This is a genomic window from Amycolatopsis methanolica 239, assembly GCF_000739085.1.
Classification (GTDB): Bacteria; Actinomycetota; Actinomycetes; order Mycobacteriales; family Pseudonocardiaceae; genus Amycolatopsis_E; species Amycolatopsis_E methanolica.
Genome location: NZ_CP009110.1, coordinates 4,082,982 through 4,104,535, shown reverse-complemented (window position 1 = coordinate 4,104,535; position 21,554 = coordinate 4,082,982). Strand labels below are relative to the sequence as shown.

General features: G+C 71.5%; 22 protein-coding genes, 5 pseudogenes and 1 riboswitch. Of the genes and pseudogenes, 7 read left to right on the top strand and 20 right to left on the bottom strand.

Going from position 1 to position 21,554, the window contains the following annotated elements:
• Window positions 1-2 precede the first annotated feature (2 nt).
• From AMETH_RS19900 to AMETH_RS42680, 7 genes and pseudogenes are all read right to left on the bottom strand, one after another.
• Complete coding sequence (locus AMETH_RS19900) at window positions 3-491, bottom strand: SRPBCC family protein (protein WP_017982906.1); 489 nt, start codon at window positions 489-491, stop codon at window positions 3-5.
• Entirely contained in the window at window positions 488-844 is a 357-nt protein-coding gene (locus AMETH_RS19895) for an ArsR/SmtB family transcription factor (RefSeq protein ID WP_017982905.1), read from the bottom strand. Before AMETH_RS19895 ends, AMETH_RS19900 begins: the two co-directional genes overlap by 4 nt.
• 79 nt (window positions 845-923) lie before the next feature.
• Window positions 924-4,004, bottom strand: coding sequence for a DEAD/DEAH box helicase (locus AMETH_RS19890; RefSeq protein WP_038533262.1), 3,081 nt, complete (start codon window positions 4,002-4,004; stop codon window positions 924-926).
• Window positions 4,005-4,276: 272 nt separating this feature from the next.
• Window positions 4,277-5,296 (bottom strand): annotated as a pseudogene (locus AMETH_RS40505) (enolase C-terminal domain-like protein).
• A 159-nt stretch (window positions 5,297-5,455) separates the two neighbouring features.
• Window positions 5,456-5,773 carry an MFS transporter gene (locus AMETH_RS38760; protein ID WP_017982901.1) on the bottom strand — a complete coding sequence of 106 codons (318 nt, stop codon included), beginning with the start codon at window positions 5,771-5,773 and terminating at the stop codon, window positions 5,456-5,458.
• 73 nt (window positions 5,774-5,846) lie between these two features.
• A pseudogene (locus tag AMETH_RS42685) lies at window positions 5,847-6,224 on the bottom strand (MFS transporter); the annotation flags it as partial.
• 61 nt (window positions 6,225-6,285) lie between these two features.
• Window positions 6,286-6,564, bottom strand: a pseudogene (locus AMETH_RS42680) (MFS transporter); the annotation flags it as partial.
• Between the two features lie 257 nt (window positions 6,565-6,821).
• Here AMETH_RS42680 and AMETH_RS35940 point away from each other — a divergent pair.
• The 3 genes from AMETH_RS35940 (at window position 6,822) to AMETH_RS19870 (ending at window position 8,927) form a co-directional block, all read left to right on the top strand.
• On the top strand, window positions 6,822-7,229 hold the full coding sequence (locus tag AMETH_RS35940; protein WP_017982899.1) for a helix-turn-helix transcriptional regulator: 408 nt from the start codon (window positions 6,822-6,824) through the stop codon (window positions 7,227-7,229).
• A 3-nt stretch (window positions 7,230-7,232) separates the two neighbouring features.
• A complete protein-coding gene (locus tag AMETH_RS35935) occupies window positions 7,233-7,778 on the top strand; it encodes a substrate-binding domain-containing protein (RefSeq protein WP_017982898.1) in 546 nt (181 codons plus the stop codon).
• Window positions 7,779-8,315: 537 nt separating this feature from the next.
• The gene (locus AMETH_RS19870) at window positions 8,316-8,927 is read left to right on the top strand and encodes a transglycosylase SLT domain-containing protein (protein WP_156131698.1); all 612 of its coding nucleotides are present in this window, start codon (window positions 8,316-8,318) and stop codon (window positions 8,925-8,927) included.
• A 42-nt stretch (window positions 8,928-8,969) separates the two neighbouring features.
• Here AMETH_RS19870 and AMETH_RS38100 read toward each other — a convergent pair whose 3' ends face one another.
• The 5 genes from AMETH_RS38100 to AMETH_RS19855 form a co-directional block, all read right to left on the bottom strand.
• Complete coding sequence (locus AMETH_RS38100; RefSeq protein WP_156131697.1) at window positions 8,970-9,269, bottom strand: allophanate hydrolase-related protein; 300 nt, start codon at window positions 9,267-9,269, stop codon at window positions 8,970-8,972.
• Complete coding sequence (locus tag AMETH_RS19865) at window positions 9,266-9,961, bottom strand: urea amidolyase associated protein UAAP1 (RefSeq protein WP_017982896.1); 696 nt, start codon at window positions 9,959-9,961, stop codon at window positions 9,266-9,268. The genes AMETH_RS38100 and AMETH_RS19865 overlap by 4 nt, the downstream gene beginning before the upstream one ends.
• Entirely contained in the window at window positions 9,958-11,133 is a 1,176-nt protein-coding gene (locus tag AMETH_RS19860) for an APC family permease (protein ID WP_267283441.1), read from the bottom strand. The genes AMETH_RS19865 and AMETH_RS19860 overlap by 4 nt, the downstream gene beginning before the upstream one ends.
• Window positions 11,133-11,378 carry a hypothetical protein gene (locus AMETH_RS40495; RefSeq protein WP_223843292.1) on the bottom strand — a complete coding sequence of 82 codons (246 nt, stop codon included), beginning with the start codon at window positions 11,376-11,378 and terminating at the stop codon, window positions 11,133-11,135. Before AMETH_RS40495 ends, AMETH_RS19860 begins: the two co-directional genes overlap by 1 nt.
• 53 nt (window positions 11,379-11,431) lie before the next feature.
• Window positions 11,432-11,542, bottom strand: a riboswitch (guanidine-I (ykkC/yxkD leader).
• A gap of 196 nt (window positions 11,543-11,738) precedes the next feature.
• Complete coding sequence (locus tag AMETH_RS19855) at window positions 11,739-12,116, bottom strand: VOC family protein (RefSeq protein ID WP_017982895.1); 378 nt, start codon at window positions 12,114-12,116, stop codon at window positions 11,739-11,741.
• A gap of 63 nt (window positions 12,117-12,179) precedes the next feature.
• Between AMETH_RS19855 and AMETH_RS19850 the strand changes: the two genes are divergently transcribed.
• Window positions 12,180-12,773, top strand: a complete 594-nt coding sequence (locus tag AMETH_RS19850) for a cysteine hydrolase family protein (RefSeq protein WP_017982894.1) — start codon at window positions 12,180-12,182, stop codon at window positions 12,771-12,773.
• Between the two features lie 111 nt (window positions 12,774-12,884).
• Here AMETH_RS19850 and AMETH_RS37050 read toward each other — a convergent pair whose 3' ends face one another.
• From AMETH_RS37050 to AMETH_RS40485, 3 genes and pseudogenes are all read right to left on the bottom strand, one after another.
• On the bottom strand, window positions 12,885-13,277 hold the full coding sequence (locus AMETH_RS37050; RefSeq protein ID WP_026153953.1) for a hypothetical protein: 393 nt from the start codon (window positions 13,275-13,277) through the stop codon (window positions 12,885-12,887).
• Between the two features lie 96 nt (window positions 13,278-13,373).
• Window positions 13,374-13,655 (bottom strand): annotated as a pseudogene (locus tag AMETH_RS40490) (DUF1206 domain-containing protein); the annotation flags it as partial.
• Window positions 13,656-13,906: 251 nt separating this feature from the next.
• Window positions 13,907-14,038 (bottom strand): annotated as a pseudogene (locus tag AMETH_RS40485) (DUF1206 domain-containing protein); the annotation flags it as partial.
• Between the two features lie 337 nt (window positions 14,039-14,375).
• Here AMETH_RS40485 and AMETH_RS19835 point away from each other — a divergent pair.
• Window positions 14,376-15,200, top strand: coding sequence for a class II glutamine amidotransferase (locus AMETH_RS19835; RefSeq protein ID WP_017982892.1), 825 nt, complete (start codon window positions 14,376-14,378; stop codon window positions 15,198-15,200).
• Window positions 15,201-15,210: 10 nt separating this feature from the next.
• On the opposite strand, the gene AMETH_RS19830 is transcribed toward AMETH_RS19835, so the two are convergent.
• The gene (locus AMETH_RS19830; protein ID WP_017982891.1) at window positions 15,211-16,086 is read right to left on the bottom strand and encodes a LysR family transcriptional regulator; all 876 of its coding nucleotides are present in this window, start codon (window positions 16,084-16,086) and stop codon (window positions 15,211-15,213) included.
• Window positions 16,087-16,164: 78 nt separating this feature from the next.
• Between AMETH_RS19830 and AMETH_RS19825 the strand changes: the two genes are divergently transcribed.
• The gene (locus AMETH_RS19825; RefSeq protein ID WP_017982890.1) at window positions 16,165-17,043 is read left to right on the top strand and encodes an EamA family transporter; all 879 of its coding nucleotides are present in this window, start codon (window positions 16,165-16,167) and stop codon (window positions 17,041-17,043) included.
• 16 nt (window positions 17,044-17,059) lie between these two features.
• Here the strand turns inward: AMETH_RS19825 and AMETH_RS19820 are convergent, their stop codons facing one another.
• Together AMETH_RS19820 and AMETH_RS19815 are read right to left on the bottom strand one after the other, a co-directional pair.
• Window positions 17,060-18,277, bottom strand: coding sequence for an FAD-dependent oxidoreductase (locus AMETH_RS19820; RefSeq protein ID WP_017982889.1), 1,218 nt, complete (start codon window positions 18,275-18,277; stop codon window positions 17,060-17,062).
• An 80-nt stretch (window positions 18,278-18,357) separates the two neighbouring features.
• The gene (locus tag AMETH_RS19815) at window positions 18,358-19,503 is read right to left on the bottom strand and encodes an epoxide hydrolase family protein (protein WP_017982888.1); all 1,146 of its coding nucleotides are present in this window, start codon (window positions 19,501-19,503) and stop codon (window positions 18,358-18,360) included.
• 79 nt (window positions 19,504-19,582) lie between these two features.
• Between AMETH_RS19815 and AMETH_RS19810 the strand changes: the two genes are divergently transcribed.
• Window positions 19,583-20,143 (top strand): CGNR zinc finger domain-containing protein, encoded by a 561-nt coding sequence (locus AMETH_RS19810; RefSeq protein ID WP_026153181.1) that lies wholly within the window; start codon window positions 19,583-19,585, stop codon window positions 20,141-20,143.
• A 3-nt stretch (window positions 20,144-20,146) separates the two neighbouring features.
• Here AMETH_RS19810 and AMETH_RS19805 read toward each other — a convergent pair whose 3' ends face one another.
• Together AMETH_RS19805 and AMETH_RS19800 are read right to left on the bottom strand one after the other, a co-directional pair.
• Window positions 20,147-20,779, bottom strand: coding sequence for a LysE family translocator (locus AMETH_RS19805; protein ID WP_017982886.1), 633 nt, complete (start codon window positions 20,777-20,779; stop codon window positions 20,147-20,149).
• Window positions 20,780-20,934: 155 nt separating this feature from the next.
• Complete coding sequence (locus AMETH_RS19800) at window positions 20,935-21,438, bottom strand: MarR family winged helix-turn-helix transcriptional regulator (protein WP_026153180.1); 504 nt, start codon at window positions 21,436-21,438, stop codon at window positions 20,935-20,937.
• Window positions 21,439-21,554: the final 116 nt, after the last annotated feature.

Sequence of the window (21,554 nt, the reverse complement as noted above, 5' to 3'; positions counted from 1 at the left end):
CTTCAGGCTCCCTTGGCGAGCAGTGCGTCGAGCTTCTCGTAGCCCTCGTTGACCCCGACGTCCATGCCGCTGGACAGGATGCCGTCGCGGGTCTCGAAGTCCTTGACCACGCTGAGGGTGGTCAGCCGCGTCCGGCCGCCGTCGATCGCCTCGAAGGTGATCGTCTCCAGCGCGACGCCGTCGGGATCGCCCTCGTAGGCGAACGTCCACACGATCCGCTCGTCCGGCCGCACCTCGTGGAAGCTGCCGAAGAACGATGCGATTTCCTCGCCGTCCCGGTCGTTGGCGAAGGCCCACTCGCCGCCGGTGCGGGCGTCCCACTTGGTGATTCGCGTGGTGAGCGAGTGTGGCCCGACCCACTGCGCGAGGAGGTCGGGGTCGACGTGGGCGCGGAACACGTGCGCGGGTGGCGCGTCGAACTCGCGGATGATCTCGATCGTCGGGACCTTGTCGGCCGCCACGATCCGGGCTTCCTGACGGGTGCTGGTCATGATGCGTCCTCCTGGGGCTGGTCGGTGCCGGACATGCGGGACAGCACGGCGTCCAGGCGCCGGTACCGTTCCTCGGCCGTGCGGCGGTAGCGTTCGATCCACTTCGTCATCAGGTCGAACACCTCCGCGTCGAGGTGGACAGGCCGCCGTTGGGCGACCTTGCTGCGCGTCACCAGGCCGGCTTCCTCCAGCACCTTCACGTGCTTGGAGATCGCCTGGAGGCTCATGTCGTACGGCTCAGCCAGCTCGCCGACGGTCGCGTCCGCGGCGGCCAGGCGGGCGACCAGGTCGCGCCGGGTCGGATCCGCGAGGGCCGCGAACACGCGGTTGAGCTGCTCGGTCGTCTCGTCCACCGTGGTTCCTCAACTACTTGGTTGAGGACGACGGTAGGGGGTTCGGGGTAGCGTTGTCAATCGGGAGGTTGAGAACGACTCACCCGGCGACGCTCGCCACCGAAAACGCGTCCGCGGGCATCGGACGGTGCAGCCGCCAGGTGATCGCGATCGGCCGCTCGCCGCGGTGCTCCACGTACGACGCGGGACCGAGGCAGACGAACGGCGCCGCCCCGAGGTCGTCGGTCTTCGTCTCGCGCACGAAGAGCACCACGTGACTGCCCTGCGCGCGGTGCTGGAGGTAGCGCCGGCCGGTGGGGGAGTCCAGCGAGGTCGCGTTCTGCGACTCCCAGTGGAACAACTCGGGGCTGATCGCGTAGTCGCGGTACATCGTGGTCGGGGAGAAGTCCTTCTCGCTCTTGCGCAGGTTGATCAGCAGCGCGTCGGTCCTGGTGTCCTCGCACCAGGCGACGCCGGACACGTGATTGCCCGGCACCCGCTGCAGGGTCGCGTGGCCCAGCGCGGCGAGGATCTCTTCCCGCCGGTAGCGGCTGTGACTGGTTAGGGGAACGTGCTGCAGCCCCTCGCCGAGCGAGGCCGGGACGTGCCGGGCGCGGTCCAGCCCGAGGGTGAGCAGCTCGTCGATCTCCGCGCACACGGCCGGATGCCGGCGCAGGTGCTCAAGACCTGCGCGGTAGGACGGGAAATCGCGCCGCTTCGGCCACAGCGTGAACAGCAGCATCCGGGCCAGCCGCTGGTGCCGTTCGGTGAGCTCCTCGTAGGCCGGCCCGTCCACGGCGACCAGACGCCGGTACACCTCGGCCCGCTCCGGATCGTCGACGTGCGTGAACGCGGCCATCCGCCGCAGCAGCCCGCCTTCGTCCGGACCGGCGGGCGGAACCGGCAGCCCAGCGTCCCGCCGCAACCCGGTCCACGAACCGCCGCCGCGGTAGACGTCGACCAGCTCGCGGTCGGCGGCCTCCAGGTACCCGGTCAGCGCAAGATCGCCGTGCGACCGCACGTCGGCCGCCAGTTGGGCGCGGGTGAAGCGCAGCTGCGTGCGGACGTTGTCGAGCACGATCTGCTGCGCGACCCGGTCCAGTACCACCTGGGAGCCGGCGGGCAGGAACGGAAAGCCCTGCTCGATCTGCCGCTGCAGCCCACGCCGGCTCGCCCCGGTCAGCGCCCGGTACCGCGTGTCGAACCGGAACTCCTTGCGGTGCTGGCCGATGAAATCCAGCACCGTGAGCACGGCCTTACCCGGTGCGCGTCGCAAACCGCGGCCCAGCTGCTGCAGGAACACCGTCGCGCTGTCGGTGGGCCGCAGGAACAACACAGTGTCGACCTCGGGGATGTCCAGGCCCTCGTTGAACAGGTCGACCGCGAACAACGCGTTGACCTCCCGTGCCCGGAGCGCGGTGATGGCGCGCTCGCGGTCGCCCGGCGAGCTGTTCCCGGACACCGCCAACGCGTTGATCCCGGCCTGCCGGAACACCCGCGCCATGTACTCGGCGTGCGCGATGCTCACGCAGAACCCCAGGGCACGCATGGTTCCCACATCGGTCACCTTGTCCCGCAGTTCCTTCAGCACCTTCGCCGCGCGGGCGTCGTTGCCGGTGTAGAGGTGCTCCAAACCCGTGACGTCGTACCGGCCGCGCTTCCACTCCACGCCGGCCAGGTCGGTCCCATCCGCGACGCCGAAGTAGTGGAACGGGATCAGCAGGTCCGCGGACAGGGCCTCCCACAGCGGCAGCTCGAACGCCGTCCGGCCGCCGAACATCTCCCGCACGTCGCCACCGGTGCCGCGCTCCGGAGTGGCGGTGAGCCCCAGGAGTTCCTTGGGGCGCAGGTGGTTGAGCAGCCGTTGGTAGGTCGCCGCTTCGGCGTGGTGGAACTCGTCGACCACCACGACGTCGAAGTGTTCCGGGGGCAGCTTCTCGATGCCGTGCGCGTGCAGACCCTGGATGCTGGCGAACACGTGCCGCCACCGCTCCGGCCGTGCGCCGCCGACGTAAGCCTCGCCGAACGTTTCGTCGATCAGCGTTTCGCGGTAGACGCGGAGCGCCTGCTGCAGGATTTCCTTGCGGTGCGCGACGAAGAGCAGGGTGAGGTCGCCGTCGGCGCGCAGGTGCCGGTAGTCGAGGGCGGCGATCACCGTCTTGCCGGTGCCGGTCGCGGCCACCACGAGGTTGCGGTGCCGGTCGTGGACCTGGCGCTCGGACTCGAGCGCTTCGAGGATCTCCTGCTGGTGTGGCAGCGGGCGGACCTCCAGCCCGGCCAGGCTGATCGTGGCCGGCGCGCTGGTGCGGCGTCCGGCCTGCCGGAGGGCGTCGTCGAAGCGGTCCGCGTCGGTCTCCGGGTCGTACGGAACGAAGGCGCTGGACGCCCAGTAGGTGTCGAAGGTGGCCTCGAACTTCCGCAGCAGTTCGGGGGTGGCGACGCCGGAGAGCCGGACGTTCCACTCGAGGCCCTCCACCAGCGCGGAGCGGGAGAGGTTCGAGCTGCCGACGAACGCGGTGTCGTAGCCGGAGTTCCGGCGGAACAACCACGCCTTGGCGTGCAGCCGGGTCGACTGGGTCTCGTAGCTGACCCGGACATCGGCGCCGAACCGCCGCACCAGACGGTCGATCGCGGGCCGCTCGGTCGCACCCACGTACGTCGTGGTCAGCACGCGGAAGGGCACGCCGCGGTCGCGCAGATCGAGTAGGACGTCCTCCAGCAGCCGCAGCCCCGGCCAGCGGATGAACGCGCAGAGCAGGTCGACCCGGTCTGCGCTCGCCAGTTCGGCGCGCAGCTCGGCGGACAGGCTGGGCTCCTCCCTGGCGTTGGTGAGCAACGCGGCCTGGGAGAGCGGCGTGACCGGCCGGATGTGCTTGCGCGCGCCGGTGCCGGTCACTTCGCTCAACGCGATGAGCTGCTGCAACGCGTCGGTCAACCGCTCGTCCTCGGCGGCCAGCTGGCTCAGCACCCGGTTGGCCAGCTCCACCCGCCTGCCGCCGTCGGGCTCGTCGGCGATCACCCGGCGCACGGCCTCGGCCACGTGACGCGCGATCACGTCCGGCGCATCCGCGTCGTCCACGGCGTTGAACTCCGGGGTGAAGCGCCCCCGCGCGGCTTCGAGCGCCCGGTCAAGCCGGTGCGTCCGGACAGCTTCGTACACCCCGTCGGCCAGCGGCTCCATGAAGATCACTCTGCCACGAGCTGCCGGCCCCATCCGGGACCTTGGCGCTACGTCTGTGCGACGCCGATCGAAACTGGCCGCGAAATCACTCGTTCGTCGCAGCGCCGGCGCGAGAAGCGGCTGGACGGGCTAGCGAGTTGGGTGTGTTCGGCCGATCCAGATCCGGGGCGATATCACCGATAGGAGCGGCCACGAGGTGCTGCGGCGGCAGCGGGGTCTGATGTGACAGGGGAGCCGCTCGTCTCCAAGCGGCTCCCCTGTCACGAAAACCTTCACTCCGCGAAGATCACCGTGTCGCTCAGCGCCCGCGCGGTGTCCAGCTCCATGCCGAGCCCTACCTCGGCCGGCGCCGCCAGCCGACCTCCCACCGGGTTGACCGGCAGGCGCAGGAACAGCCGGTGCACCTGGTGCCACTTCACCAGGTCCTCCTGGTACGGCGTGTGCGCCGGCGACTGGGTCAGCGAGACGTGCAGCGTCGCGGGCGCCGAATGGCCGTGGGGGATCACCGTCAGGTCGTGCGCGGTCGCCAAGGCGGCGATCTTCAGCGTCTCCGAGAGGCCGCCGCACCAGTAGATGTCCGGCTGCGGAACGTCCAGCGCCCGCGCGTCGAGGAAGCGGCGGAAACCCCAGCGCGTCTACTCGTGCTCCGCGCCCGCCAGTGGCACGCTCAACCGCGATCGCAGCAGCGCGTAGCTGTCGATGCGGTCCGGCATCACGCATTCTTCGAGCCACCGCGGCCGGTACTCCGCGATCCGCGACGCCAGCTCGGTCACGTAGGTGACGTCCATCGCCTGCCAGCAGTCGAACATGATGTCGTAGTCCTCGCCGACCGCCTCGCGCACCGTGCGCACCAGTTCGACGTTGCGGCGCAACCCTTCGTACCCGCTGGACGGGCCGAACCGGAAGAACCACTTCTGCGCCCGGTGCCCGAGCTCTTTCAACTCCTTCGCCCGCGCCGACACCAGCGCCGGGTCTGTCACCGAGAACCCCAGCATCGACGCGTACGCCGGCACCGACTCCCGCGTCGGGCCGCCCAGCAGCCGGTACACCGGCTGCCCCAGCCACTTGCCGCGCAGGTCACACAGCGCGCAGTCCACCGCGCTGATCGCCAGCATCGTGTTGCCCGCCCGGCCGCGTACCTGGCTGCGGTGAATCCGGTCCCACAGCTTCTCGCCCGCCACCGGGTCGGCGTCGAGCAGCAGCCGCCGTCGATCACGGGCGATCACGTACGCCACTTGCTCCGGCACCGGTCCGCCGCGGCCCACCAGGCCGTCGTCCGTCTCGATCTCCACGAAGTGGCTGACCAGGTGGAACCCGTCGGAGCGCTGCACACCGCCCTCGTGGTCGTCCACGTCCCGGTGCTCGGGGTAGACGTCCAGCGGCCGCACCAGCCGCTCCTCCCACAGGTCGCCCTCGGTGGGCAGCACGCCCCCAGCCGGCGCAACCGGACCTCAGCGATGCGCATCCACATTCCCCTCCACAGTCGCCACGGTGACCCGGCGCTCCGCCGAACCCCACAGCCGCACGATCACGGTCAGCACGACGATCGCCAGCGCGCCCATCAGCGCCAGCCACAGCAGACCGCCGTTGAATTCGCCGGTGCGTTCCTTGATCACCCCGATGACCGCGGGATTGACCACACTGGACAGGTTGCCCAGCGCGTTGATCAACGCGATGCTCCCGGCCGCCGCGGTCCCCGCCGGCAGCGCGGTCGGCAGGCCCCAGAACCCGGGCAGCACCCCGAACACCCCGAAACTGGCCAGGCACAACGCGATCAGCTGTCAGCCCAGCCACCGACACCACGAGCGCCAGGTACAACGCGGCGCTGCGACGGCCCGGCCGGTCCGCCCACCGTCCGATCAGGAGCATCCCGGCCAGCCCGAACACGTACGGCACCGCCGCGACGAACGTCGTCGACGTGTCGCTCATCCCGAACGGCTTGAGGATCTGCGGCAGGAACGTGCTCACCGCGCCGTTGAGGTTGGTCAGGCAGTAGTAGCACAGCGCGAACACCAGGACCTTGGGGCTCAGCAACGACTTCCACAGGCTGTGCTTGCCCGGCGCGACCGCCTCCCGCGCCAGCCGCTCCCGCTCCATCGTCTCCGACAGCCACGTCTTCTCCGCCGCGGTCAGGAACTTCGCGTCCGTGATGCGCCGCGGCAGCAGGAACGGCACCGCGATGCCGAGCGCGACCGCGGGCAGTGCCTCGATGATGTACATCCACTGCCAGCCGTGCAGGCCCGGCCACCCGTCCAGGTTCAGCAGCAGGCCCGGACAGCGGCGTGCCGATCACCAGCGCGATCGGGATGCCCGCGGTGAACCCGCCGAGGATCTTGCCGCGGTGCCCGGCCGGGAAGCACTGCGTGAGGAAGAAGATCACGCCGGGGAAGAACCCGGCTTCCGCGGCGCCGAGCAGCGCGCGGGCCACGTAGAGCGATTCGGCGTTCCACAGCAGGGCGTGCAGCCCGGAGATGACGCCCCAGGTGATCATGATTCGCGCGATCCACAGCGGCGCGCCGAACCGCTGCAGCGCCAGGTTCCGCGGCACCTCCAGCAGCACGTAGGCACGAAGAAGACGCTCGCCGCCACCCCGAACGCCGCCGCGCTCAGGCCGAGATCGGCGTTCATGGTCAGCGCGGCCACGCCCAGGTTCGCGCGGTCGAGGATCGCGATCAGGTACCCGGCGACCAGCACGGGCAGCAGGCGGACGCTCAGCTCCGCATCACCGCGTTCTGCATCACGGCAGTCTCGGTCAAGGTGTCCTCCGTTGGACCGGCCGGTGTCCGTAAACGTTTCCGGACACGCTGGGCGGGGACGGTGCCGGAAACGTTTACGGCCCTCGGCTACACCGCCAACCAGTCCGGGCGCAGCCTGCGCAGCGGCCGGACCAGCACGGTCGCCCTGGTCATGCCGATCCAGACCGCGCGCACCCAATCCGGCGAGACGTTCTTCCTCAACGTCTGCAACGGCCTGCAGGAGACGCTGCTCGGGCACGGTCTGGACCTGGTGATCCTGCCGTTCGGCTCGGCCGTCGGGCAGGAGCAGTTCCTGCGCGACGTGGTGGACCGGCGGGTCGCCGACGCCAACGTGCTCGCCGACACTCAGCGCGCCGACCCGCGCGTGGATTACCTCCTCGCGCAGCGGGTGCCGTTCGTGAGCCTGGGTCGCACCCAGGGCGAGGGCTACCCTTGGCTCGACCTGGACTTCGCCGGGGTCGCGGCGTAGTCGGTGCGGCGGCTCGCCGAGCGCGGGCACCGGCGGATCGCCGTCGCCACCGCGGACCGCGACGTCAACAGCGACGCTGAGTTCCTGCGCGGCTACCAGGAAGCCGTGGCCGGAGTCGGGGCCGAGCCGTTGGTGATCCGGTTGCCGGACAGCCGCGACAACGGCGATCAGCTGGGGGAGCGGCTGCTGGCCATGCCGGAGCGGCCGACCGCGGTGGTGCTGGCGCAGGAAACGCTGGCGCTCGGGCTCTACCGGCGGCTGCGGGCGCACGGTGTCGAACCGGGCCGGGACCTCGCGGTGATCGGCTTCCGCGAGAACCCGGTGTGCGAGCACCTCACGCCGGCGCTGACCTGTTTCCGCGTCTCGCTCGAGGACTACGGCCGCAGGCTGGGCGAGATCGTCCTGGAACGGCTGTCGGCGTCCCCGCCGTCACCGACGCACGAGGTGTGGCCGATGACGCTGGTGTCCAAGGAAAGCGATCCGGCACCGTCCCGAGAATGGCGCGCCGGGTCGCGAAAACAATGGAATCCGGAAATCGTGGAATGGTGAATTGCATTCGCGATGGGGTGACGTGCGTCTCGCTGCGGGAGTACCGATCAGGGCGCGCGGCGGGCCGATCATGAACGCCATTCACCTCGTCGCGTAACCTCCCGTGCGCCTCGGATCGGGCCCGATCAGGCCGAGTAGCAGTGGGGCTACCGAGTGGTAGAAACGCGCCCCGAGCTGCGGGAACACGGGTGTGCCAAGATCGGCCCCCACCCCCTCAAACTGTGGGCTCAGTCACCGTTTAGTGATATTTCCGTTGCGCGTTCGTAATCTGTCTGAGGCCTCGCGGGAACGTGGAAATCCCCCGTTCCGCATCCCGCACGGCCCCCGCCGGCCTGGCCCCCGACAGGGTCGGCGTGGTTGAACGTCAAGCAAGGAGACCTCCCGTTCATGGGAAGCCATAGTTCCAATAACCGTGCTCCCCGAAAGGCGCTCCTGTTTTCCCCGGACAGGTACCGCCCGCGGCACGCAGCCAAACCGAAGAACCTCGGCCGGATCAGCGCGCGCACGTCCGTTTCGGCGGGCCTGCTCATGATGTCCATGGCCAGCTCCGCCAGCCCGCTCGCCATGGCGAGCACCGGTGGCGAAGCCGTTCCCCCGGCGCCGGCCGCCGGGGCTGCTCCGGTCGCCGACGCAACCCCGGTCCTCGGGCCGCCCTCGACGTGGATCGTCACCACGCCGGCGCCGGTCCTGGACATCCCCGCCGCCCCCGAGGCCGCCACCACGGAGACCGTCGCCGCGGAAACCCCCGCCGCGGCGCCGGCTCCGGCCCCGGAGGTCTTCGACACCACCGGCGACGAGCTCGCCGGCTGGATCAACGAGGCCATCCGGGTCATGCGGGCGCAGGGTGTGCCGGTCGACGGCGGTGACGTGCGGGCGATCCGCACGATCATCGACAAGGAGTCGAGCGGCGACCCGCACGCCGTCAACCGCTGGGACAGCAACTGGCGCGCAGGTCACCCCTCCAAGGGGCTGATGCAGTGCATCGACTCGACCTTCAACGCGCACAAGCTGCCCGGCTACGACGACATCTTCAACCCGGTCCACAACATCATCGCCGGGGTGCGCTACACCATCAGCCGCTACGGCGGTTTCGACGGTCACCCCGGGCTGAAGTCGATGCTCAAGGGCAGCGGCTACCGCGGATACTGACGACGACGGGCGCCCGTCCACTTCGGACGGGCGCCCGTGGTGTCAGCTCGACAGGTACGCCCGCCGGCCGCCGTACGCGTGATGTCCCTGGCGGGGTCCGCGCACGAGGTGCCGGCCACGAAACCGAGCACGGTGGACCCGTCGTCGAGCGTCAACGGGCCCAGGTGCCGGGGGCGGCGCGATCGTCGGCAGCAGCGCGCCGATCGCCGCCTCCGGCAGGTCCCACACCTCCAGCTCAATCCCGTCCACCGGGCCGTCTCCCGTGTGGAGCAGTCCCGGCCGCGGAAACGGGCCGTCCACTGTGTACATGCGGTGGCCGGCATCGGTGATCGTGCCGGTCATGCCAGCACCTCCCGGGCGGCTCGCAGGGCGCGGGCGCTCTCGGCGCGCAACGTCCACGACGGATCGTCCTCGCCGGCTTCGGGCGCGGGCCGGACCTCGGCCAGCGCGCCGCCGGGGTTCCACTGTGGATCGAGCGGGTGCGGCGCCGTGGACAGGACGACCAGCACGTCCATCTCCGCCCGCAGGGTCACCCAGTCGCCGGCCGAGGCGTGGCCAGGGGCGAAGGTCAGCACACCGTCGCCGGAGATCGCGACCTTGCTGAAGAAGTTGACGCACGCGTGCAGGTCCGCCGGTCCGCGGCCGTGCTTGCGCAGCTCGCTCAGGAAGCCGTCGCGGGCGGACCGGCGCCACGCGTTGCGATCGGCCGAATAGGACGACGGGTCGTATTTCGCCACGTCGACGGAGTGGTCGCTGGGCGCGTCGTGCCAGTCCAGCGACGACCTGGTGACCGAGCACAACGCGGTGCCGCGGTCGGACATCAGCACCATCGGCGCGTGGATCCGGGCGCTCATCTGGGCCTTCAACGTGTCCGGGACGTTGAGCCGGTCGACCAGGTGGTGGGCGGCGAACAGCAGCGTCGAGCAGTTCGCGCCGTCACCGGTGGCGGTCAGTTTCAGCTCCCGGCCGCCGCGGACCAGGACCGACCACGCGGCGCCGCCGGGGATTTCGTGGGACAGCAGGACCTCGCTCACGCGGCACCCTCCAGAACCGGCGCCAGCGCGGGGCGGCGCGCCTGCGCTGCGTACACGAGGGCGCCGACGAGCAGCGCGCCGGCCAGGAACAGGGGAGCGAACCACCGCAGGTACGGGTGCCCGCCTTCGGGGTCGAACACCTCCGCCCGCGGCCAGCCCAGGTTGACCGCCATCGCCGCGCCCCACACCACCGCGAGCACGTTGACGACCACGCCCCAGCGGCCGAGCCCGAAGTGGCCAGGCGCGGCAGGCAGCTCACCGCGCAGGCGGCGGACCAGCAGCGGCAACGTCACCATCAGGTAGGCCAAGTACAGCAGCATGATGCAGACGCCCGCGACGGTGGTGAACAGCGCCGGGTTACCGATGTTGATCAGCAGCACCGCGGCTGCGACCACCGCGACCACGACGGAGGCGCGGACGGGGCTGCCGGTGCGGGGGTTGACCTTCGCCAGGCCGTCGGCGAAGGGCAGGACGCGGTCGCGGGCCATCGAGAACACCATCCGGGTGGCGGCGCTCTGGATCGCCAGCGTGCACACCGTCACCGCGATCGCGACGTCCACCAGGAAGACGCGGCCGAGCGTGTCGCCGAGGCGGCTCATCAGCACGCCGGGCAGGCCCAGGGCCGGGGCGCCGAGGCTGCCGTCGGTGACGCTGCCCGCGGCCATCAGGGTGGCCAGCAGCATGAGCGCGCCGCCGAGGCCGGAGATCAGCACCGCGCGCAGGATGGTGCGCGGCGTGGTGCGGCGCGGGTTGTGCGTCTCCTCGGACAGCTCGCCCGCGCTGTCGAAACCGACGAGCACGTAGGCGGCCATCAACCCGGACACCGCGAAGGCCCACAGGTAGCTGTGGCCCTCGATGCCCTGCGTCTGCAGCACCACGCCGGGGCCGCGCTCGGCGCGGGAGAACAACGCGACGCAAAACAGCGCGACGCCCACCAGTTCGCAGGTGACGCCCACGCTGTTGATCACCGACATCAGGCGTACGCCGATGGCGTTGATAGCCGTGGTAACGGCCAGCAGCAGCGCGCCCAGCAGGACCGCGTTGGCCGCGCCGGTGGGGGAGGTCAGGGCGGAGTCGCCCGGGATCAGCTGGAAGCCGGACCAGACCGGCGGGAGCACGACCTGCGGGGCGATCGCGGCGCCGGCGAGGGTGACCGTCTGCGCGACGATCATCAGCCAGCCCGCGGTCCAGCCCCACAGCCGCCCACCGAGGCGGCTTGACCACAGAACGCCGGGCCGGCGAAGGAGAAGCCGAAGAAGAACAGCTGGAAGACGGTCGTGAGGAAGGAGACGAAGGAGAACCCCGCGGCGAACGACCCGTAGGACCCGATCTTGCGTTTGAGCTGCTGGCCGTAGCCGAAGCCGGACAGGTCGCCGGCGTCGGCGTCTGGCGTGGTCTGGGGATGCGTGACGGACATACCCGCCTCCGGATCTGCTCCCCGAACCACGCACGCAGCCCGGGGCCGTGATGGCCTCCCGGGCTTTTCTCCCGCCGTGGAACGGTTCCGCATCCGGCGCGGACCGCCTGCGTCTCTCGGACCAGACCCACCCCGGCGGTGGCGGAACCCTAGACGCGCCCCGCAACTGGTGCGGGTCGTGGAACAGTGCACCGGGCAGCGGTGTCACCGCCGCTTCGCCGGCGTTAACGCGGTGTACCGGTGATCGTCCCGGGCGGACGGATCAGGTCATGCGGGGTTAACTCTGGTTGGCACTCAGCGGGTTCGTCGCGGCAACCACGCAACCGCAGGTAGACCAACGTCGCAGACCGTCCGTGGCCGTCAGCCCCCGTAGGGCTTGGTGATGATCTCCAGCCGGTGCCCGTTCGGGTCGTTCCAATACACGCCCCGGCCGCCGTCGTGGTGGTTGATGCGGCCCGGTTCTTGGCCGAACGGGTCCGCCCAGTACTCCAGCCCGCGCGCCGTGATCCGCTCGAAGATGCTGTCGAACTCCGCGTCGCTCACCAGGAAGGCGTAGTGCTGGGGGTGCACCGGCCCGTCGGCGCCGACCACGTCCAGCGACACCTCGTTCGAGGTCTGCACCACCAGGAACGGGCCGTACGGCACCGGGTCGGGCAGCCCGAGGATCTCCGTCAGGAACTTCGCCGTCGCCTCCCGGTCCCGGGCCTCGACGATCGTGTGGTTGAGCTGGACGGCCATGGCCTGCTCCTTTCCCCGCAGAAACTGCTGCCTCCCACTGTAGGTCGCCGATAGGCTCGGGGGGTGACCGTCGAACACAGCGCCGTGCTCGCCCTGCACTGGCAGGTCAACGTCATCAAACCGGAGGGCTTCTTCGGCGGCATGCTCGCCGCGCCCGTCGAGCACAGCGGGGTCGTCGCCCGCGCGGTCCGGTTCCACGAGTGGGCCGCCGGTGCCGGCATCCCGGTCTACTTCACCCGCTTCACGATCCCCGAGGACGAGGGCAGGCTCGTGCGCAACACCGCGTTCATGACCGCCGTCGGCCAAGCACAGGAGCAGGTCCGGCCCGACGCGGGCGGCACCCAGCTCATTCCCGAGATGACCCACCTCGCCAAGCCCGACCACGTCGCCGACAACCAGAAACTCTCCGGGCTCGCCGGCAACGACCTCGCCGCCCGCCTCGGCGACGGCGGCATCACCACGCTGTACGTCACCGGCGTGGCCACCAACCTGACCGTCGAGCAGACCGCACGCCACGCCACCGACCTCGGGTTCGTCGTCCATCCCGTGAGCGACTGCGTGGCCGCCGCCGACGAGGCCGTGCACCTCGCGTCGCTGGCCAACCTCGACCTCGCCACCGCCGGCTGCCGCACCGCCGCCGAGATCACCGCCGGCTAGCGCGGTCACCTTCGCCGCCGCCGTCCGCGGCCTTCACCCAGAGCGGCTGCACCGGGCTGGGAAGTTCCCGCCCGGAGCGCACCACCCGTGCGGGGGCTGGTGGAGTGCGGGTCAGAACTCGTCGCCGCTGGACAGTTCCTTCTCGAACGCGTCCGCCTGCGCGACGACCGACAGCAGCGGCCGCTCGAACTCCTCTCGCAGGTGCAGCGATGTCAGCGGCACGGTGTGCTTGATCAGCGCCACCCCGTCCACGATCGCGGCGCCGCCGACCGACGAGCCGCCCGCCAGCTCGAGCAGGCGGCGCAGGTCGATCTTGTCGGCCCAGCCGACGGCCGAGGAGATCTCGGCCCACTCGGCGCCGTCGACGTCGGGCAGGTGGTGCACGGTGACCTGCTGGGTGCGGCCGCCGTCGGTGTCCAGGCGGAAGCGCAGCCAGTGCTCGCTCTCCTCCAGCACCTCGTACCGGATGCGTACGTAGTTGATGACGTCCGTCCAGATGGTCACGGGCGTCAGCTTAGCCAGAAGGCTCAGCTCTTGTGCGCGCGCCGCGGCGAGGCAGTAGACGCCGAACGCCGCCAGCCCGATCGCCACCACCGCCAGCAGGACGACGCCGTAGGGCTGGGCCGCGAGCGTGCGGAGGGCTTTGTCGACCCCGCCAGCCTGGCCGGCGTCCGAGCGCAGCGCGGCGTACCCGAGCAGACCGCCGATGATCGCGTACACCACGCCCTTGGCGATGTACCCGGCCGAGCCGAGCCACTCGACCGACTTGCGGGTGCCGGCCGGCAGGTCCGGCAGGTCCAGGTCCTCGAGGAAGCTGCGCTTGAACCCCTTGACCGCCGCGGCGACTCCGACCGCGACCACCGCCGCCCCGGCGATCGCCACGAGCGCCTGCCCGGCGGGCAGCTGGAGCAGCCGCGCGGTGAACGCCTGCTGCGGCCGCCGGCCGAGCCACTACCCGTCGCGAGCCGGATCGCGGTGTAGGCCAGTGCCAGCACCACCACACCCCGCGCCGCGGACCCGACGCGCTTGCGCATCCGCGTGCCCCGCTTCGGCACCCAGGTGTAGCCGCGGGCGGTCATCAAGAACAGCCACCCCCCGAACGCGATCAGCCCGATCGCGAGCACCCACAGCACCACCTGGCCGGCCGCGGTGGACCCGGCCTCCTGCAGCGCGCCCTTCTGGTCGGCCTCCTTGCCGCCGTCCCCCGAGGCGACGCGGAGCGCCAGGTAGGCGACTACCAGGTGGACCAGACCCCAGCAGACCATGCCCGCGCGACCGGCGGCCTGTGCCGCGGAACGGCCCCGCACCCCCGCCGGCCGGCCCGTGGTTCTGTTCGTCGCCGCACTGCTCGTCATCGATGCGCCTCATCATCCACCCCGACCATCACTCGATCGGGGGTACCCCGGAGATGGTGTCGCCATGCCCGGGCAATGACCCTCACGGCGGTTCACGTCACCGGCACGATCCCTGACACCGCGTGGGTGACTCGAAGCTCACCCGTCGCGGACGAGGACCGCGGATCGCGTGGCGGCGACAGTAGGGAGTGCGTGCCGATGTGGGAGGCCCGATATGTGTCGCTGGCTGGCGTATTCCGGTTCGCCTGTGCGCCTCGACGAGCTCCTCTACAGGCCCGCGAACTCGCTCGTCCTGCAGAGCAAGCACGCGCGCCTTGGTGCGGAAACCACGAACGGGGACGGGTTCGGTGTCGGGTGGTACGGCAACGTGCCGACTCCGGGGTTGTTCCTGAGCACCGAACCCGCCTGGAACGACCGCAATCTTCGCGAGATCGCGGCGCAGCTCGAATCCGGGCACGTGTTCGCGCACATCCGCGCATCGACGGGATCGGCGGTGCAGAAGACGAACTGCCATCCGTTCCGCCACGGCCGCTGGCTGTGGATGCACAACGGGCTCATCGCCGGGTTCCCCGCCGTGCGACGCGAGCTCACCCTGGCCGTCGACCCGCTGCTCTTCCCGGAGATCCAGGGGTCCACCGACTCGGAGATCCTGTTCTACCTCGCCGTGACCTTCGGCCTGGAGGCCGATCCGGTCGCCGCGGTGGCCCGGACGGTCGGACTGGTCGAAGAGGTGGGCCGGCGCCACTCGGTGGTGAACCCGATCCAGATGACAGTCGCCACGACCGACGGGGAGACCACGTGGGCGTTCCGGTATTCCAGCGAGGCCCGGTCGAGGTCGCTGTTCCACAGCGTCGACCTGTCCACGCTCCGGCACCAGTACCCGGACAACCCGGCGCTGCACGTGCTGTCCGACGACGCGCGGCTCGTAGTGTCCGAGCCGCTGGGCGACCTGCGTGGGGCGTGGCGGGAGGTGCCCGAATCCACCTGCATCGTCGTCCACGGCGGCCGGGAAGAGCTGCGCCCGTTCACTCCGGTGGCCCCTGCGACAGCGGCCGCGGACGGCGTTCGTTGAGCATCGTGCGTCATCCGACCGCAACCCCGAGCACCTCGAGGAACGCGGCGGCCGCGGGGGGCAGCCCGGCCGCGCTCCACACCAGGTGCTCGATCCGCGCGGGGGCGTCGGTGACGGGCACGGTGGCCACGCCCGCCAGGCCGGGCGCGTAGGTCGACGGCAGCATCGCCACACCCAGGCCTTCCCGCACGAGGCCGGCCATCAGGTCCGCCGTCGTCACCTCGAAGGCCACGTTCCGGGTCAGTCCCGCGGCGGCGAAGGCCTGGTCGGACTGGGTGCGGCCGGGGGAGCCTTCCGGGAAGTCGACGAACTCCTCGCCGGCCAGGGTCCGCAGGTCGGTCTCCGCGCGGGCGGCCAGCGGGTGCTCCGGCGCGACGATGGCGACGTGCCGGTCCCGCGCCAGTTCGTGCGCCCGCACGCCCTCGGGCCGCGCCGTGAGCGGCAGACCGAGGAACGCCAGGTCCAGCGCGCCCTGCCGGACCTGCTCGACCAGTTCGTGGCTCGCCGCCATCCGCAGGCGGACCCGCACCTGCGGGTAACGCCGCCGGAACTCGTGCAGCGCGGCAGGCAGGTCGACCGCCGCGACCGTCGGGATCACCCCGACACTCAGCCGCCCGCGCACCTCGCCGACCGCGGCCGCCACCTCCGCCGCCGCCCGCTCGGCGAAGTCCAGGCACTGCCGCGCCGCGGGCAGGAAAGCCGCTCCCGCCGCGGTCAGCCGCACCCGGCGGCTGGTGCGGTCGAACAGGCGCGCACCCAGCTCCCGTTCCAGGCGGGCGATCTGATGGCTGAGCGCCGACTGCACCACGAGGCACCGCTGCGCCGCGCGGGTGAAGCTGCCCGTTTCGGCCACCGCGACGACGTACCGCATCTGCTGGAGTTCCACCCATCCATCGTGCATCACGATGGATCAGATGACGGACATGTGTTGGACTCATCGATCACGGGCGCCAAGACTGGAACCGTGAAACTCCGCGACACCGCACTGGCCGCCTTCGCGCCCGTGGTCTGGGGATCGACCTACGTCGTCACCACCGAACTGCTGCCGCCCGCGCACCCGATGTTCGCGGGCCTGCTCCGGGCGCTGCCCGCGGGCCTGATCGCCCTCGCCGTCACCCGGACGCTGCCGCGCGGCGCCTGGTGGTGGAAGGCCGCCGCGCTCGGAGTGCTCAACATCGGCCTGTTCTTCCCGCTGCTGTTCGTCGCCGCCGAACGGCTCCCCGGCGGGGTCGCGGCGACCCTGGGCGCCACGCAGCCGCTGGTCGTGGCCGTGCTCGCCGTCGCGGTCCTGCGGGAAAGCCCGTCGGCGTGGCGGTTCGCGTGGGGCGTGACCGGCGTCGTCGGGGTGGGCCTGGTCGTGCTCGGCCCGGCCGCCGGCTTCGACGTGGCCGGAATCCTGGCCGGCCTGGGCGGCGCGGCGACCATGGCGCTGGGCGTCACGCTCACCAAGAAGTGGGGCCGCCCCGCCGGTGTCGGCCCGACCGCGTTCGCCGCTTGGCAGCTTAGCGCGGGCGGGCTGTTCCTGGTGCCGGTGACATTCCTGGTCGAGGGCGCGCCGCCCGCGGTCGACCTGCCCGCCGTGCTCGGCTACCTGTGGCTCGGGCTCGTCGGCGGGCTGCTGGCGTACGTGCTGTGGTTCCGCGGGATCACCCGGCTACCGGTCACCTCGGTCGCGGTGCTCGGCCTGCTGTCGCCGATGGTCGCCGCGCTGCTCGGGGTCGTCGTCCTGGGGCAGACGCTCGGGCCGGTCCAGCTGACCGGTTTCGCGCTCGCCCTGGCCGCGATCGTCGCCGGGCAACGGCCGGCCGCGCCGCTGCGACCGGTGAAGACGGGTGTCCGATGAGGACCGCGGCCGGCGGTCACGGGCGGGAGTGCAGGTCCGCCAGCACGGCCGCGGCCGCGCGGCGGCCGGACACCAGCGCGCCCTGGATGGAGCTGGTGTCCCGGTGGTCGCCGCACACGTAGCGGCCCGGCGCGAGCCGCACCGGCTGCCGTAGCGGGTGGCCGGCCGGCATGACCGGCAGCGCCCGCGCGATCGCGTAGGTCTCCACCAGCTCCCAGTCCGTCGTCGACGTGTCGTAGACCTGCGCGAGCGTGGTCCGCACGTGCGGCTCCAGCTCGTTGCCGGTGTCGCAGCGTTCCGGCACCGACGCGGCGACCAGCGTCTGCCCCGGCGGCGCGTACCCCGGGGCGACGGCGCTGATCACCGCGGTGTTGACCAGCAGCTCGCCGCTGTCGGTGAGCAGCGTCGGCTGACGCAGCGGAGGGCGGCCGCTCGTCCGGTAGTAGTAGGTTGTCACCGCGTGCCAGTCCGGCTCGGGCACGCCCAGCAGGACCTCGGGCGCGGCCACCACGACCGCCTTTGCCCGCACCTCGCCGCGGTCGGTCGTGACGCCGTCGCCGGAGATCCCGGTCACCCGCACTCCACATCGGACGGTCCCGGGCATCAGGTCGCGGGCGAGCAGGTGCGGCAGCGTGCCCATCCCGGACGCGGGCAACGCGCCACCGCCACGCAGGAAGCTCCGCCACACCAGGTGGAAGGCCCGGGCGGAGGTCCGCAGTGGACGGTCCAGGAAGACCCCGGCGAGGAACGGCCGCATCACCTCGTCGACCGTCCGCGCGCTTACCCCGCGGCGGGCCAGGTCCTCGGCGATCGTCGAATCCCCGCCCGCCTTGAGCCGGCGGGCTGGCGCGAGCACGTCCCGCGCCGACATCGCCAGCAGAGCCGCGACATCCCGCGGCCGTCCGGCGCCGAAGGCGAGCAGGTCCCGCAGCGCGCTCCGGTGCCGCCACGGCGGCGCGAGCGCCTGCCCGTCCGCGACCACCCCCCGCGTGAAGTGCTGCAGCCGCAACTCCGCGACGTCGACCATCTCGCGCACCGCCGGGTAGGCCGGCAGCAGCACCTGGAACCCGCGGTCGAGGCGGAAACCGTCGACCACGTCGGTGCGCACCCGGCCACCGATGTCGTCCCCGGCCTCGCACACCAGCACGTGCAGCCCGGCGCCCTGCAGGGTCCGGGCCGCGGCCAGCCCGGCCAGCCCCGCGCCGACCACGACCACCTCGGCCCGCTCCACCATGTCCGCCCTCCCTCGGACCTGGGACTACCACGGACCGCAGGGGCGCAACCCTCGCCTGCGAAGGCGGCACTGGACTGGGCTCAGCGAGCGGCCATGACCGCCGCGAGGCCGTCGCGCAGGTCCTGGACGAAGTACCCGGGAACCTCCAGCGACGGGAAATGTCCCCCGCGTTCGGGCGACCGCCACCGGACGATCTGCCGGTACCGCTCCTGCGCCCACGGGCGCGGGCACTTCTCGATGTCGCGCGGGTACATCGTGATCGCCGACGGGACGTCGACCCGGAGTTCCGGATCCAGCGAGTTGTGGCTCTCGTAGTAGATGCGCGCCGCTGACGCGCCCGTCCGCGTCAGCCAGTACAGGGTCACGTCGTCCAGGACCCGGTCCCGGGAGATCGTCTCGAACGGGCTGTCCTCGGTGTCCGACCACTCGGCGAACTTGTCGAGGATCCAGGCGAGCAGCCCGATCGGCGAGTCGACGAGCGAGTAGCCGATGGTCTGCGGCCGGGTCGCTTGCTGCTTCGCGTACGCCGCGCGGTGGCGCCAGAAGTGCCGGGTGTCCTCGGCCCACTTGCGCTCGACCGCCGTCAGCCCGTCCGCGCTCAACCCGGGCGGCCCCTCCGCGAAGGTGCTGTGGATGCCGAGCACGTGCTCCGGGAACCGGCCGCCGAGGACCGTGGTGATGTTGCCGCCCCAGTCCCCGCCGTGCGCGAGGAACTCGCGGTAGCCGAGCCGGCCCATCAGCTCCACCCAGGCGGCCGCGATCCTTTCGGTGCCCCACCCGGTGGTGGACGGCTTGTCGCTGTAGCCGAAGCCGGGCAGCGACGGGACCACGACGTGGAACGCCGGCGCGGCCGCGTCTTCCGGATCGGCCAGCTCGTCCACCACGTCGACGAACTCGGCGACGCTGCCTGGCCAGCCGTGGGTAAGGATCAGCGGAGTGGCCTCCGCGCGCGCGGACCGGCGGTGCAGGAAGTGGATGCCCAGGCCGTCGATGGTCGTGCGGAACTGGCTGATCTCGTCGAGGCGCCTCTCGAACCACCGCCAGTCGTAGCCGGTGCGCCAGTAGTGCACGAGCTCGACCAGGTCGGCGAGCGGAACGCCCTGCTCCCATCGGCGTCGGGCCGTTTCGGGCTCGGGTAGCCGCGCCGCGGCCAATCGCGCGCGCAGGTCGTCGAGCTCGGCGTCGGTCGTGTGGGTCTCGAATGCGTGCACGTCGCTGCTGGGCATGAGCCCTCCTCCATCGGCGAACCGGCTAAGACGGTTCTAACACTCGTCCCGGGGACGCGCAACCGGCTACGGTGGTTCCATGCGTACTGGGCTTCCCGAATTCCGCCTCGGTAGCGTGCTGGCGACCAGCTTCACGGGGACGTTGTCGGAGCGTCACGGCGAGCCGGTGGAGCGCATCCCCACGCCGCAGCGGCTCGTCGACTGGCTGGCGGTGTACGGCCTCGCCGTGGACTCCTGCACCCCCGCCCAGCTGGAACTCGCCAAAGAACTGCGGGAAGCGATCCACGCCGCCGCGACGGCAGCCGCGATCCGCGAAGCCCTCCCCGCCGCCGCGGTTGCGGTCATCAACGACCGCAGCGTTCGGGGCCGGGCGGCGGCTGTGCTGACGCCCGAGGGGGAGCGGCGGTGGCGGCTCAGCTCGCCGTCGGCCGTGGAAGACGCGCTCGGCGTGATCGCCGACGACGCGATCAGCATCATCGCCGGCGAGCGAGACGGAAAGCTGGCCCTGTGCGCGTCGCCGACCTGCAAGGCGGCGTTCTTCGACACCAGCCAGAGCCGCACGCGCAAGTGGTGCGACATGAACACGTGCGGGAACCGTCAGAAGAAGGCGCGCTTCAACGCCAAGCGCACCGCGAGCTGACCGTCACCGGCTTTCCGCCGCCATCCGCACCCCGAGGGCGATCAGGACGGCGCCGCTGAGCGTGTCGAGCCTGCGGCGGACCGCGGGCCGGCGGAACCACCCGCCTGCCCGGCCGACCGCGGCCGCCAGCGCTAGGTACAGCACGGTCTCCAGGGCCACCTGGAACACGGCGAGCAGCGCGGTCGTGCCGAACAAGGGCCGCCCGTCGGGCACGAACTGCGGGTAGAACGCGATCATGAACGCGGCCAGTTTCGGGTTCGCCAGCATGACGATGACGCCCTCGGCGAAGGCCTTGGCCCAGCCCTTGGCCGACGCCGCGGGCGGTTCGTCAGCGGGCTCGGCTGGGCGCCAGGCCGACCGCCACGCCTTGACCCCCAGGTAGATCAGGAACCCGGCGCCAACGACACGCAGCACGAGGAACGCGACCTCCGACGCGGCGACCAAAGCCGCCAGTCCCGCCGCGGCGAACAACGCCCACACGTACAGCCCGGCCTCGAGACCGAGCACGGTCGGCACCGCCCCGCGGAACCCCCGCACCGCCGCCCGGCGCAGGATCAGGGCCATCGCCGGCCCCGGCGAGGCTGAAATCAGGACCACGGCCAGGGCGAAGGCGGGCAGCACCGCGAGGAGATCCATGCCCGGCATCCTGCCCGCGGCGCGACCGCGGTTTCAAACGAAATCGGCGCGACGGTGACCGCCGCCCGGCGGCTCCGCCAGGCCGCCGCCGATCCGGGACCGGGAATGCCGCCGTGCCGCGCAACCTCCCGGTGCGCACATCGAGCGAGCCGTCGTCAGTTCAGCTCGTCGAGCGCCGCCACGGCTTCCCAGCGCGCGCCGAGCGTGTTCAGCAGCCCCGCGACGTCGACGTCGCTCGAATCCGAGCCGAGCAGCGCCTTGTCCAGGCGGCGCGCCCGTCGGTTCACCTGAGTGAGCACCGCCGAGCCCTCCTCGGTGAGCGACAGGAGCTTGCGGCGCGCGTCGCGCGGCGACTCGACCCGCCGGATGAGGCCGCGCTGTTCGAGCCTGCGGCACAGGTCCGCCATCGTGGACGTGTCCAGGGCGACCGCGCCGGCCAGGGAACTCTGGTCATTGCCGGGGTAGGCGCGCACGGCGGAGAGGACCGCGAACTGCGGACCGGTCAGCACCGGGTCCACGTGGCGGTTCCACGCGGCGAGGTAGGCCTGGTACATGCGGCGGGCGCCGTAGCCGGGGGCGGCCAGGAGATCCGGGGGCGGCGCCGGTGTGACGGCCGGGGCTCCCCGGCCGCGTCGGCCTGCCCGCACTGGCTCACCCATCAAGACCCTCCCAGCATGACTCCAGGCTCGCGACTTCCCGTGATCCTACGTGTCCGGACGATCGCGTCGCCGTGACTGCCCCGCCCAAACTCTTGCGTATCCGGATAATACGTGTT